The organism is Gluconobacter potus (genome assembly GCF_015244705.1).
In the GTDB taxonomy this organism is placed as follows: Bacteria; Pseudomonadota; Alphaproteobacteria; order Acetobacterales; family Acetobacteraceae; genus Gluconobacter; species Gluconobacter potus.
Genome location: NZ_JABCQF010000002.1, coordinates 316,248 through 328,615, shown reverse-complemented (window position 1 = coordinate 328,615; position 12,368 = coordinate 316,248). Strand labels below are relative to the sequence as shown.

Below are 12,368 nucleotides of genomic sequence, written 5' to 3'. Positions count from 1 at the left end.
TTGGTGCGATTGGCTGCCTGATTACCCCGCCTGAGGCGCCGGATCAAACGCGCCGGGACGCGTGGTCGGAACAGATGCACGACGGTTATCGGGAACCTGTTCATCGTCCGATGTACGCTCGATGGCCTCACCGCGCATGATGCGACCAACATCCTCACCCGTCAGCGTTTCATATTCCAGAAGCGCTGCAGTCAGGCGATGCAGGTCATCGATACGGGTCGTCAGCAGATCGTGGGCCTGCTTGTAAGCCGTATCGATCAGGACCTTGACCTCCTTGTCGATTTCCCGGGCCGTCTCTTCCGAAATGTTCTTGCTCTGGGTCACGGAATGACCAAGGAACACTTCCTGCCCGTTATCGCCATAAGCAATCATGCCAAGCGTGTCGCTCATGCCCCATTCGGTGACCATGCGCCGTGCAAGATCGGTCGCGCTCTTGATGTCGCCCGAAGCACCGGCGCTGACTTCCTCGCGTCCAAAGATGATTTCCTCGGCCACGCGGCCACCCATGGCAATGACCAGACGAGCCAAGCACCATTTGCGGCTGTAGGAAATATTGTCCTTCTCCGGCAGGGTCATAACCAGACCCAGCGCCCGGCCACGCGGCACGATGGTCGCCTTGTGGATCGGATCACTTCCCGGCGTGAAGATCGCGCAGATGGCATGTCCGGATTCGTGATAGGCCGTCGAGCGCTTCTCGTCCTCGGTCATGACCATGGAACGGCGCTCCGCCCCCATCATGACCTTGTCCTTGGCCTCTTCGAACTGCGCCATACCAACAGTCCGCCGTCCCTGACGGGCCGCCATCAGCGCAGCTTCGTTCACGAGATTGGACAGATCCGCACCGGAGAAACCCGGCGTACCCCGTGCAATGACCTTCGGATCAACATCCGACGAGAGCGGCACCTTGCGCATGTGAACGCGCAGGATCTTCTCACGACCGGCCACATCCGGGTTTGGCACGACAACCTGACGGTCGAAACGGCCCGGACGCAGAAGAGCCGGGTCCAGAACATCCGGACGGTTGGTCGCGGCAATCAGGATCACACCCTCATTGCTCTCGAAACCATCCATCTCGACCAGCATCTGGTTGAGGGTCTGCTCGCGCTCGTCGTTACCTCCGCCCAGACCGGCGCCACGATGACGACCAACCGCATCGATTTCGTCGATGAAGATGATGCAGGGCGCGGACTTCTTGCCCTGCTCAAACATGTCACGCACACGGGATGCACCAACACCGACGAACATTTCCACGAAGTCCGAACCGGAAATCGTGAAGAACGGCACATTTGCCTCGCCCGCAATGGCGCGTGCCAGCAGCGTCTTACCGGTCCCAGGAGGTCCGACCAGCAGCGCACCCTTGGGGATCTTGCCGCCCAGACGGGTGAATTTCTGCGGGTCACGCAGGAACTCGACGATTTCCTGAAGCTCGGACTTCGCCTCGTCGATCCCGGCGACGTCTTCAAACGTCACGCGACCGGTCTTCTCTGTCAGCAGCTTGGCGCGAGACTTGCCGAAGCCCATCGCCCGGCCGCCACCGCCCTGCATCTGGCGGAAAACCATGAAGCACAGCCCGAGCAGAAGCAGAACCGGCAGATAGGCGCTCGCATAACGCAGGATCGGGCTTTCGCCGCTTTCCATCGGCTTTGCCGTCACTTCGACATTCGCGGCTGTCAGACGGGCCGGAAGACTCGGATCAAGCGGAGCATAGGTCTCGAAAGACGTTCCGTTCGTCAGTGTCCCGGAGACATTCTGCTCCTGGATCACAACCGAACGGACCTGATGCTGGTCCACATCATGGATGAAATCGGAATAGGCGATCTGCTGGGCTGCATGCTGGCCGCCACCGGGCTGGAAGGCTGTCAGCACTGCCATTCCGACCACGATGATGACCACCCAGATCGCGACGTTACGGCCTAAATTGTTCATCTCGCTCTCTGTCGTCCTTCAGACTGTTCCGTCAGATGCGGTCCGGGAACCCCCGTCACAACTGGCCGACCGGTCACATTCTGCGTTGACTTCATAACATAAGCCTCCGCGTCCACGATCCTACCCCATCGGGGGCAGGAAAACGCATTTCTTGCGTTTTTGAAGCGCTTTTTACGTCCTGAAATGATTTTCCCCCGTCGCAGGAACGCCGGACGACCAGACAAAATCCGCCTCACCGGCAATTTCGCCCTTGGCCCTCTCCCCCAGACGCGGCCCCAAAACCAGTCGCCCCTCATGCCACACGCCCGGAAGACAGCGGGCAGCCGCATAAGGCATGCCCAGCCTGCGCAGATCCAGCGCGTGAACGGCATCCCCCAGCGGCCCGATCAGACTCCCCTGCGGAAGATCGGCGGTCAGAAGACGCCAGCGTCCATCCCAGAGCACTGCGGCCTTCGCAGGAACGGCCGGACCAAGCGCCCTTTCCTCCCGCACCAGAATGATCCCGTCCCCGAAGCGCCCCGCCGGCCGGACCTGAACCCCTGACAGCGTTCCATATCCCTGTGTCATCAGGGTCCGCACAGCCTCACGCGCCGGACGATAGGGATTTCCCGAAACCAGCCGGATCAGAACTGACAGGGCTTCTTCGTCCACTCCCTCCTGCCCGAGAAAAACCCAGCCCTGCGGATACCAGACGGCATGGCGCCCAAGCTGTCCCGCCAGTTCCGCCTCAAGGCGCTGACGTTCCTGTAGGGCATCCTGGTGCAGAGCACGGGCTTCCTGTCTCTGCTCCGGCGTCAGATCCTGCCGCAGACGAACCCGCTCGAAACGCCGGTTGGCGTTCGACGGGTCCTCGATCCAGGGCAGGTTTTCCGCTTGCAGAGTCAGGCGCAGACGCGCTGTGGGAAACGCAAGAAGCGGCCGGATCAGTCGGATACGTCCGCGAACGGAAACAGGCTGGATGCCGCTCAGCCCCAGAGGGCCGCTCGCCCGCAGATGCCGCATCCACACCGTCTCGTCCTGATCGCCGGCATGATGTGCAACCAGCAGATCCAGACAGCCTTCCGAAACACAGGCCGCCTCAAGAGCCTCGAACCGGGCCTGACGCGCGCGCTCCTGCATCCGGCCTTTCGGAAACGGCACAAGCGTCAGAAGCCGGGCCTTCACACTCATCGCGGCAAGACGACAAACCGTCAGCTGCGCTTCGGCAGCAGACTCAGGACGTAAGGCATGATCCACGACGAACGCCACAACATTCCGCCGCCAGCGACGGGCCAGAAACGCGAGCGCCACGGAATCGGCGCCCCCCGAGACAGCCAGCCCGACCGGTGCGTCATCGATATCGGGTGGCCACGGACCAAACCCGGCCATCCGGTCGGCAAACTCCTGCTCCCCGACTGGATGCGCCATCCCCGAACTCAGCAAGACATCGCTCAGTGACAGGCGGCACGGCTCCGGAATGTCGTCTCGGCCGTCTTCACACGCGGCGCGGGCGCAGGGAACTCGGTCTTGAGCTTGTCCAGCGCCTGACAGGCCGATCCTTTATCCCCGAGCGCCAGCATCGATGCCGCTACGCCAAGCAGAGAGTCCTGAGCCTTCAGGGATTTGGGCGCCTTGGTATAGGCATCGTAATAGGCAACGGCGGACTGACGGTACTGCTTCTGCCCTGCCAGGGACTGGGCCAGCAGGAACTGCGCATCCATCTTGCCCGACACGCTATGCGCCGTCTTGATAGCGAAGCGGGCATTGCTTTCCGCATCCGTGTAATTGCCGGAATGCAGGGAGGCGTTACCGGCCTTCAGGGCATCCAGAGCCGTCTTCGGCTGCTCGGCAGCCTCGGCAGCAGGGGCAGAGGCCTTTTCCTCGGTGGCGGCCTTGGCAGGAGCTGGGGCCGGTGATCCGCCCCCGTTCTGGGACGCGAACTGCATGTCCGAAATCTGCTTGGACACGCTGGCCTGATTATCCCGGACGGAATTGCTGAGCTGATCCAACTCCCCCCGCATCTGGCGGTTCTGTTCTTCCAGAGCCGAAACACGCTCCAGAAGCTGCGCCGTCAGATTGCCGTCTGCGGCCGAAACCTGCGGAGCCGCCGTCGCACTTGGCGCAGCGAGACCGCCACCATTCTGAACCTGAGAAAGCTGCTGGCGCAGGGATGCGATCTGGTCCTGCAGGGCAATGGCTTCGCGTGAAGAAATTTCCCCGCTGTCAGGGGCATCCTGAGCCAGCACCGGAACGACGGGCGACAGAACGGAAAGAGCCGTGCCCAGAAAGACGGCACGCAGGGAACGGGACAGCACCATAACGGATCTCCTGAGACAAACTCACGGTCACGGGCACGCAGGCAGGTCTCGCGTGCGACATGGCCCAGTCATAAAACAGAAACGGCCGGGGGATAATCCCCCGGCCGCTCATCATCCCAGTTCGTCAGGCCTGAAACGTCGGTTCAGCGAACAGACGTGATGGCGTTACGGTTCTGGGCCCAGGACTGCTCGTCATCGCCATCGGCGGTCGGACGGTCCTTGCCGTAGGAGATCGTGGTGATGCGCGAAGCGCTCACACCCTTGGCGACCAGGTAGTCGCGGGCTGCGTTTGCACGACGCTGGCCGAGAGCAATGTTGTACTCTTCCGTGCCGCGGTCATCGCAGTTGCCAGCAACCTGGATGCTGACCTGCGGGTACTTGGCAAGCCAGGCAACCTGCTTGTCCAGCGTTGCGCGGGCTTCTTCAGAAAGCTGGGACTGGTTCAGCTCGTAGAAGACGCGATCGCCGACATTGGCGACCAGATCGGCTTCGCTGCCGGGCGTCGGGCCGGCTTCCTGAGCGACGGCGCCAGCGCCATTGCTGTCACCCTTGTTGGTGTTGCCGTTGGAACAGGCTGCGAGAACAAGCGCCAGACCAAGCGCGCCAAATACCTTGAACTTCATGTGTCTCAATCCTGAGAACGGCCCCACATCTGGAACCGAATGCGGAAAATGCCGCGTTATCCCGGACCACTTCTTCCCAGACCGGAACAAGCAGGAGTCGGTTTCGATCCCTGTCTGCCGTGCCTGAAAACCAGTGGCCATAAGCGCCCATACTCATGACTCAAATCATGGGTCAAGTGTCGTCTTAACGCGGGTTAAGGCCGAAAAGTTCGATTCAGTTTCGGAACCACAAAACTCGGCAGAAATGTCACACTAACTCTGACGAATGTGGCAGAATTCCGCCATATTTGTCTCAGCATTGAAGTTTTGCAGTTTGGATACATGCGCTGCCCGCGTGGCAGCCAAGCGCTGCAGGCGTAGCATCGGAAGCTGGTCCACGAGGCCCTGACGGCCACAGACCGAATCAGCACGGCAACGGGACTCTGGGATATGGGGGTTTTCACCCCTGAAAATCCGCGCTTTCCAATCGAAAGCGCGGAGCCTGACCTCAGCCGTTCCGCGGAGACCAGGCCGGGTCGGACGCACCCGTCGAGATCCGGATCGGACGCTCGTTGAAGCCCGTAATATCGATCGTGCCGATGCCAGAGGCAAAACCCGCACCACCCGCACCGGACGCGCTCTGGCGGCAGAACGCCAGCACACGACCATTCGGGCAGAACGTGGCCCCATCCACCGTAAAGCCCTGCGTCAGGATACGCTCACCCGTACCGTCCGGGTTCATGACACCGAGCGAAAACCCTCCGCTGCCGATCCGGGTAAAGGCGATCAGATCCCCACGCGGCGACCAGACTGGCGAACCGTACTGCCCGCTGCCGTAGGAGATCCGCTTTGCTCCACCGCCGGACGCGCTCATGATGTAGAGTTGCGGGCTGCCGCCACGGTCGGAGTTGAACACAATCTGACTGCCATCCGGGCTGAAGCACGGGCTGGTGTCGATCGCACCGTTGGAATTGGTGATCTGCCGTTTCACACGGGACGCCAGATCGACAACGAAGATGTCAGACCCACCCCCACGCGTGGCGGACAGCACGACCGATCCACCCGTCGGCGAGAAGCGCGGCGCAAAGGAAATGCCCGCGAACTCGCCCAGGATCTGCTGCCGACCTGACGCCAGATCGAACAGATACACGCGCGGACGGTTATTGGCGTAAGACATGAACGCAATCTGGTCGCGCACCGGGTTGAAGCGCGGCGTCAGTGTCAGCCACTCGCCACCCGTCAGCATACGCTCGTTCGCGCCATCCTGATCCATCAGGGCCAGACGGGTGATCTGGTGATGGCGCGGACCGGTCCGGGCGATATAGGCGATGCGGGTATCAAAATAGCCCTTCTCGCCCAGCATCCGCTCATAGATCACGTCAGCAATGATATGCGCGATCCGGCGCCAGTTGCTGTTGGACGCCGTATAGGCCGTGCCCTGAAGCTGCTGTCCGGAGAGCACGTCCCACAGACGCATCTCGACGCGCACGCTCCCCGCACCAACGGCCTGACCGGCCACGGCCGCACGGGCGCCCTGGGCCTTGAGAGCACTGAAATCCGGCGTGGAGCCCGGCGGCACACTGCCGCTCATGACCTTGAACAGACCGGTTCCGTTCAGGTCGGACGTAATCACGCCAGAAATCTGCTCACCCAGCCCTGCCCCGAAATTCGGAACAACGATGGGGATCGGCTCCTGACGGGCCTGATCGACGGTGATTTCGGCTTCACCGGGGCCGGAAGCGGCGCCCGACTGGGCAAAGGCCACCAGAGGCGTCGCCAGGAGACCGCCCGCGGCGGTCGCTCCCAGAACGGAGCGGCGCGAGAACAGCGCGCTCAGGGCCTCGGCTTCGGTATCGGGAATGAAGGACATGAGACTTCCTCGTGGATTACGGCCTGAAGACAAAACGCAGTTCATGCGTCTGACCAAGCATCTTGGAGGGAATGGGCAAATGGGCACAGGTGGGGCTCAGCACCGCATCCCGCGCCCGCTCCGCCAGAACGCGATAGGACGGGTCAGACGCCATCTTCGCAGCCGTATCAGGCGCAAATTTGACAATGCGGGCCTCGCCGGTCGCATCAACGGTCACAACCATATGCGCGACAAAGCTCGCATAGTTCCGCGCTTCGGTGTCCTCGGTATAACAGCGGCGCACGGACCCACCGATGGCCTTCTGATCCGCCATGGACAGGGACTTGGTGATGTCACCATTCGGCACCCCGCCCCCGTTCGGCGCACCACCCTGCGGCGGATTGGCTTTCGCGGTCGGCGCGTGGGTCTGCTTCTGGTCTGCCCGGAAATTATCCAGCGTCGCCAGAAGCGAATGACTGTCCGCCTCCGTCTTCTTGGCCGCGTTCGGCTGCGTCATATGCGAGAATTTCGGCATATCCGGCAGCTTGTCGGCCTTCTGCGTCTGCGGGCTCGGTGGTGCAACCATCGTCGATTTCGACGGCGGTGACGGTTTAGGCGGCGACGCTGGCACAGGCTCGGGCGACTCGTCCGTCATCTTCGGCGGCAGCTTGATGTCCGGCAGCTTCTGCGGCGGCGTCTCCGGCGGAGGCGGCACGGGCTGAGGCGGTGGTGGTGGCGGAGGCGGCTCTTCCGTCGGCGCCTTCAACGGCGGCGTCGGTGCAGGAGGCGCCTCGTTCTTTACAGGTGCGGGGGCCGGAGCGGGCGCAGGCGCCGGATGATCGCCCTTGACCGGATGGGTCGGCGGTCCTGCCTGCTCGAACTCCATCTGAACCGTGGGGGGCTCAGGCGGCTCGGGTGGTTTTTCAGGGGGGATCTGCACAAGCAGATACGCGATCAGCCCCAGGTGAACGGCGGCTGATCCGTAAAGCGCATGACGAAAGCGCCTGTTGTCAGAGCGGCGTGGACGCACCACGGCAGCGGCCTCTTACTGGCCGCTCTGGGGCTGCTGCGCGAGAAGCGCAACATGCGTGAAGCCACCCGACGTGATCTGCCCCATGACCTGCATCACCTGTCCGTAGTCGATATGCGCATCGGCACGGACAAAAATGCGATGGGTCGGATCATTCTGCGACTGTGCCTTGAGCTGGTCGATCAGTTGGTCCGACGTCACCTGCTGGTCCCCCAGATAGAGCGACCCATCCGTCTTCAGGGACACGGTAATCGGCTTGGTATCCGAATTGACCGGGCTGGCATCCGTCTTCGGCAGATCCACATTGACGCCACTGGTCAGCATCGGCGCCGTCACCATGAAGATGATGAGCAGCACCAGCATGACGTCCACCAGCGGCGTGACGTTGATTTCCGACGCGGGGCGACGCTTACGGCGTCCGCCACCTCCAGCCCGTCCTCCCGCAGACATTCCCATGGTTCAGGCCTTCCCGCCGGTCGTATCGTCCGCACGTTCCTCGGACTGACGCGACAGGATGGCCGCGAACTCGGTGCCGAAAGCTTCCATGCGATCCGCGAACTTCTCGAAGGAATTGCTCAGACCGTTATAGGAGATATAGGCCGGAATGGCCGTCACGAGGCCGATCGCCGTAGCGAACAGGGCTTCGGAAATACCAGGCGCCACGACCGAAAGGTTCGTGTTGTGCATCTGCGCGATGGACGCGAAGGAATGCATGATGCCCCAGACCGTTCCGAACAGACCGACGAACGGTGCCACCGGGCCGATCGTCGCAAGGAAGATCAGACGGCGCGTCAGACGGTCGTTCTCACGCATGATGGTGATGTCGATCGCGCGGTCCACGCGCTCACGCACGCCACCCCGCGACAGGTCGATCCCGCCAATCCGTGCAGAACGGCGCCACTCACCCATGGCAGCACCGAATACGGCCGCCATCGGATGCGTCGGACGCGCTCCATCGGATTCGTAAAGATCGTCGAGCGATCCGCCCGACCAGAAACGGTCCTCGAACTCGGTCGCCTCACGGTTGACGCGACGGATGAGAATGATTTTTTCCGCAATGATCGCCCATACGCCGGCGCTGCACAGCAGCAGACCCAGCATCACCAGCTTTACAACGATGGAGGCGTGCAGGAACAGGTCCAGAGGCGAAAGACCGGCCGCACCGACCGCCCCAAGCGCACTCGAACTTACCTCATGATCCACTGTTCTCTCCTGTACAGATCCTGTCCCTTGCGGGTCAGGACTCTCCATTGCACTTCATGACGAAACAGGAAAGTGGGTCAGACCTCTCCTGCCTCCAGTTTTCTTACTGCATCACGCCACCGAGGCGGAATTTTGGCAGGTTTCATGTCAGCAGCATTCAGACAGGCCAGTTCAACGTCGATAACCGTAGCCGTTTCGCCACCCCCGGAATAATTCCGGACCGTCTGACAAAGTTTCAGCCGCGTCGGAGTCATGGCCTCCAGCGCCGTCTCGATTTCCATCTCGTCATCGAGTCGGAGCGGCGAGCGGTAGCGGAGTGCGGCCTGACGCACGACGAAGACCAGTCCGAAATCGTTTAGAAGCTCGGTCACGGACGCATCCGCATCCCGCATCGCCTCGCTCCGCGCACGCTCGGCAAAGCCCAGATAGCGCGCGTGATAGACGATACCGCCCGCATCCGTGTCTTCGTAATAAACCCGGAACCTGATCTTGTGCGTGGCCATACTGTTTCTCCAGTCATGGTGCGCCCATACCCCGAACCGTGTTCAGGGCCTTTCAGGGCGCGGAATCGTCCTGCTCCAGCGAGGAGAGCAGATCCACCTGGCTCGCCGGCGGCGTCAGGCCGAGATGACGCCATCCCGCCTCACCCAGCATCCGCCCGCGGGCCGTTCTTAAAACCAGCCCTTCCTGGATCAGGTAGGGCTCGATCACGTCTTCCAGCGTATCGCGCGCTTCGGCAAGCCCCGCCGCCAGCGTTTCCACACCGACCGGCCCGCCATGATGATGCTCGGCAATCCGCTTGAGATAGCGCCGGTCCATCGCATCCAGCCCGCGCTCGTCAACCTCAAGCCGCCCCAGAGCCGCATCTGCCAGCGCCCGGTCCACGACCGCATGCTTCGACACCAGCGCGAAATCCCGCACCCGGCGCAGCAGACGCCCTGCAATACGCGGCGTCCCACGGGACCGGCGGGCAATTTCTTCCGCCCCGTCATCCGTCAGCCGCATCCCGAGCTTCAGAGCCCCGCGCGAGACAATCGCCCGCAGTTCTTCCGGCGTATAGAACACCAGCCGCAGCGGAATCCCGAACCGGTCCCGCAGAGGCGTCGCCAGCAGACCGGCCCGCGTGGTCGCAGCCACAAGCGTAAACGGCGCCAGATCGATCCGCACAGACCGCGCAGCCGGCCCCTCGCCGATGATCAGATCAAGCTGGAAGTCCTCCATCGCCGGATAGAGCACTTCCTCGATCGCCGGCTGGAGACGGTGGATTTCGTCAATGAACAGCACGTCACGCGGCTGGAGATTTGTCAGGATCGCCGCCAGATCGCCTGCACGCTGGATCACCGGCCCGGACGTCGCCCGAAACCCCACACCCAGTTCACGCGCCACGATCTGCGCCAGCGTCGTCTTGCCCAGACCCGGCGGTCCATGCAGCAGAACATGGTCCAGCGCCTCATTCCGAGCCCGGGCGGCTTCAATGAAAATCGCCAGATTTTCACGGCTGGCCTTCTGGCCCGTAAAGTCCGCAAGCGTTTCAGGCCGCAGGCTGCCCTCGCCCGTATCCTCGGGCTGACGGGCCGGATCGGTTTCGCGGTAGTCGTCGCTCATCGCGCGAGATCCTTCAGGCTCAGCCGGATCGCCAGATCAAGCGTCGCATTCTCGTTCTCGGCCAGCACCCTGCTCAGAACAGGCCAGGCCTCGGCCCGACGGAACCCAAGCCCCGCCAGCGCCAGCAGCGCATCATTCTCGACACTCGGCCCCGAGACGATCCCCGGCGCGGACACGGTCCCGCCCCCGCCCGGCATTTTCGCAACCTTGTTGCGCAGCTCGCTCAGGATCCGGTCCGCCAGACGCGGCCCGACACCGGCCGCACGGGTCAGCGAGCCCTTGTCCCCGGCATTGATCGCCAGCAGGATCTCGCCCGGACTGTTCGCCGACAGGATCGCCAGCGCCACTTTCGCACCCACCCCCTGCACGGTCGTCAGCAGCCGGAACCAGTCCCGCTCATCCGTCGTCGCAAAACCGAAAAGCTGGATCGCATCCTCGCGCACGATCGTCTCGATCAGGACGCGCGCCACAGACGGCGGCTGCGGCAGTGCCCCGAGCGTGCGGGTCGAGGCCGAGACCACATACCCCACACCATTGACGTCCACGATGCAGCGTTCGCCTTCGATCTGCCCGACAAGTCCGGTGAGCTGCCCGATCATGCCATGCGCTTTCCAGCCACGACATGCGCGGCACTTGCACGGTGATGGGCATGACAGATCGCAACGGCCAGCGCATCGGACGCGTCAGCCTTGCGGATCTCCGCCCCCGGCAGAAGGCGCTTCACCATCATCGTCACCTGTTCCTTGCTCGCAGACCCGGTCCCGACCACGGATTTCTTGACCGTCATCGCCCCATATTCCGCAACCGGCAGCCCTTCATAGGCGGGCGTCAGCAGAGCCACCCCACGCGCATAGCCGAGCTTGAGCGTCGAGGAGCCGTTGCGGTTGACATAAGTCTCCTCAACAGCCGCCTCGGCCGGCGCATATTCACGGATCAGCTTTTTCAGCGCGCCGTGAAGTTCACACAGACGCAGCGGCACGGATTCGGACCCATCGGTCCCGATCACACCCGAAGCCACATGCTTGAGATGATTGCCGTCCACGTCGATGATGCCCCAGCCCATGAAACGCAGGCCGGGGTCAATGCCCATCAGACGGATCAAGCAGCCAGCGCCTCAGCCACGTCGTCGGGAATATCGAAGTTCGCATAGACAGCCTGGATATCGTCGCTGTCTTCCAGCACGTCGATCAGCTTCATGACCGAACGCGCCTTGTCCTCGTCCAGCGTCACGCTGTTTTCCGGACGCCAGTCGAGCTTGGCCGACTGCGGCTCACCGAAACGGCTCTCAAGCGCATCACGCACGGCGAAGAAATTCTCCATCGCGCAGGTCACTTCATGGCCTTCTTCGGTCGTCTCGGCATTGTCTGCACCGGCCTCGATGGCGGCTTCCAGCATTTCGTCTTCGGAGGCCACATCCAGCGGGTAGCTGATCACGCCCAGGCGCTGGAACATGAACGACACCGAGTTCGTCTCGCCCAGCGATCCGCCATGCTTGGAGAACGCCGCGCGGACTTCACCCGCCGTCCGGTTGCGGTTGTCCGTCAGACCTTCGACGATCAGCGCAACACCGGCCGGGCCATAGCCCTCGTAACGCACTTCCACATAGTCGTCGCCACCCGCAGCACCGGACGCCTTCTTGATGGCGCGCTCGACATTGTCCTTGGGCATGTTGACTTCACGCGCCATGGAAATCGCCGCACGCAGACGCGGGTTGGACGCCGGATCCGGAAGACCCGACCGTGTCGCAACCGTGATCTCCCGCAGGACCTTGGCGAACTGCTTGGCGCGCTTGGCATCCTGCGCACCCTTGCGGTGCATGATGTTCTTGAACTGTGAATGACCGGCCATCGGTCGCT

13 protein-coding genes are annotated in these 12,368 nt (G+C 62.6%); all 13 read right to left on the bottom strand.

Features of this window, described 5'->3' with window-relative positions; translation table 11 throughout:
* Positions 1 to 21 precede the first annotated feature (21 nt).
* The 13 genes from ftsH to HKD31_RS05560 all read right to left on the bottom strand — a co-directional run bounded on the left by ftsH (position 22) and on the right by HKD31_RS05560 (position 12,360).
* Positions 22 to 1,926, bottom strand: a complete 1,905-nt coding sequence (gene ftsH, locus HKD31_RS05620; protein ID WP_011253213.1) for an ATP-dependent zinc metalloprotease FtsH — start codon at positions 1,924 to 1,926, stop codon at positions 22 to 24.
* Positions 1,927 to 2,097: 171 nt separating this feature from the next.
* Entirely contained in the window at positions 2,098 to 3,333 is a 1,236-nt protein-coding gene (gene tilS / locus HKD31_RS05615) for a tRNA lysidine(34) synthetase TilS (RefSeq protein ID WP_228120247.1), read from the bottom strand.
* Positions 3,334 to 3,356: 23 nt separating this feature from the next.
* A complete protein-coding gene (locus HKD31_RS05610; RefSeq protein WP_194264230.1) occupies positions 3,357 to 4,223 on the bottom strand; it encodes a tetratricopeptide repeat protein in 867 nt (288 codons plus the stop codon).
* Between the two features lie 143 nt (positions 4,224 to 4,366).
* Positions 4,367 to 4,846 (bottom strand): peptidoglycan-associated lipoprotein Pal, encoded by a 480-nt coding sequence (gene pal / locus HKD31_RS05605; protein WP_062497498.1) that lies wholly within the window; start codon positions 4,844 to 4,846, stop codon positions 4,367 to 4,369.
* Positions 4,847 to 5,333: 487 nt separating this feature from the next.
* Entirely contained in the window at positions 5,334 to 6,695 is a 1,362-nt protein-coding gene (tolB, locus tag HKD31_RS05600) for a Tol-Pal system beta propeller repeat protein TolB (RefSeq protein ID WP_194264231.1), read from the bottom strand.
* 16 nt (positions 6,696 to 6,711) lie between these two features.
* Positions 6,712 to 7,707: an energy transducer TonB gene (locus HKD31_RS05595; protein WP_194264232.1), complete on the bottom strand. Its 996-nt coding sequence runs from the start codon at positions 7,705 to 7,707 to the stop codon at positions 6,712 to 6,714.
* Between the two features lie 12 nt (positions 7,708 to 7,719).
* The gene (gene tolR / locus HKD31_RS05590) at positions 7,720 to 8,160 is read right to left on the bottom strand and encodes a protein TolR (RefSeq protein WP_024716946.1); all 441 of its coding nucleotides are present in this window, start codon (positions 8,158 to 8,160) and stop codon (positions 7,720 to 7,722) included.
* A 3-nt stretch (positions 8,161 to 8,163) separates the two neighbouring features.
* Complete coding sequence (tolQ, locus tag HKD31_RS05585) at positions 8,164 to 8,955, bottom strand: protein TolQ (RefSeq protein WP_194264233.1); 792 nt, start codon at positions 8,953 to 8,955, stop codon at positions 8,164 to 8,166.
* A 29-nt stretch (positions 8,956 to 8,984) separates the two neighbouring features.
* Positions 8,985 to 9,410: a tol-pal system-associated acyl-CoA thioesterase gene (ybgC, locus tag HKD31_RS05580; protein WP_041111982.1), complete on the bottom strand. Its 426-nt coding sequence runs from the start codon at positions 9,408 to 9,410 to the stop codon at positions 8,985 to 8,987.
* A 52-nt stretch (positions 9,411 to 9,462) separates the two neighbouring features.
* Positions 9,463 to 10,512, bottom strand: a complete 1,050-nt coding sequence (gene ruvB, locus HKD31_RS05575; RefSeq protein WP_194264234.1) for a Holliday junction branch migration DNA helicase RuvB — start codon at positions 10,510 to 10,512, stop codon at positions 9,463 to 9,465.
* Positions 10,509 to 11,111, bottom strand: a complete 603-nt coding sequence (gene ruvA / locus HKD31_RS05570; protein WP_194264235.1) for a Holliday junction branch migration protein RuvA — start codon at positions 11,109 to 11,111, stop codon at positions 10,509 to 10,511. Before ruvA ends, ruvB begins: the two co-directional genes overlap by 4 nt.
* A complete protein-coding gene (gene ruvC, locus HKD31_RS05565; protein WP_011253202.1) occupies positions 11,108 to 11,614 on the bottom strand; it encodes a crossover junction endodeoxyribonuclease RuvC in 507 nt (168 codons plus the stop codon). Before ruvC ends, ruvA begins: the two co-directional genes overlap by 4 nt.
* On the bottom strand, positions 11,611 to 12,360 hold the full coding sequence (locus tag HKD31_RS05560; RefSeq protein WP_062501367.1) for a YebC/PmpR family DNA-binding transcriptional regulator: 750 nt from the start codon (positions 12,358 to 12,360) through the stop codon (positions 11,611 to 11,613). The genes ruvC and HKD31_RS05560 overlap by 4 nt, the downstream gene beginning before the upstream one ends.
* Positions 12,361 to 12,368 lie beyond the last annotated feature (8 nt).

Excerpts from the sequence above, each read along its gene's own strand:
- ftsH (WP_011253213.1), bottom strand. The coding sequence starts at position 1,926 with ATGAACAATTTAGGCCGTAACGTCGCGATCTGGGTGGTCATCATCGTG.
- tilS (WP_228120247.1), bottom strand. The coding sequence starts at position 3,333 with ATGGCGCATCCAGTCGGGGAGCAGGAGTTTGCCGACCGGATGGCCGGG.
- HKD31_RS05610 (WP_194264230.1), bottom strand. The coding sequence starts at position 4,223 with ATGGTGCTGTCCCGTTCCCTGCGTGCCGTCTTTCTGGGCACGGCTCTT.
- pal (WP_062497498.1), bottom strand. The coding sequence starts at position 4,846 with ATGAAGTTCAAGGTATTTGGCGCGCTTGGTCTGGCGCTTGTTCTCGCA.
- tolB (WP_194264231.1), bottom strand. The coding sequence starts at position 6,695 with ATGTCCTTCATTCCCGATACCGAAGCCGAGGCCCTGAGCGCGCTGTTC.
- tolR (WP_024716946.1), bottom strand. The coding sequence starts at position 8,160 with ATGGGAATGTCTGCGGGAGGACGGGCTGGAGGTGGCGGACGCCGTAAG.
- tolQ (WP_194264233.1), bottom strand. The coding sequence starts at position 8,955 with ATGGAGAGTCCTGACCCGCAAGGGACAGGATCTGTACAGGAGAGAACA.
- ybgC (WP_041111982.1), bottom strand. The coding sequence starts at position 9,410 with ATGGCCACGCACAAGATCAGGTTCCGGGTTTATTACGAAGACACGGAT.
- ruvB (WP_194264234.1), bottom strand. The coding sequence starts at position 10,512 with ATGAGCGACGACTACCGCGAAACCGATCCGGCCCGTCAGCCCGAGGAT.
- ruvA (WP_194264235.1), bottom strand. The coding sequence starts at position 11,111 with ATGATCGGGCAGCTCACCGGACTTGTCGGGCAGATCGAAGGCGAACGC.
- HKD31_RS05560 (WP_062501367.1), bottom strand. The coding sequence starts at position 12,360 with ATGGCCGGTCATTCACAGTTCAAGAACATCATGCACCGCAAGGGTGCG.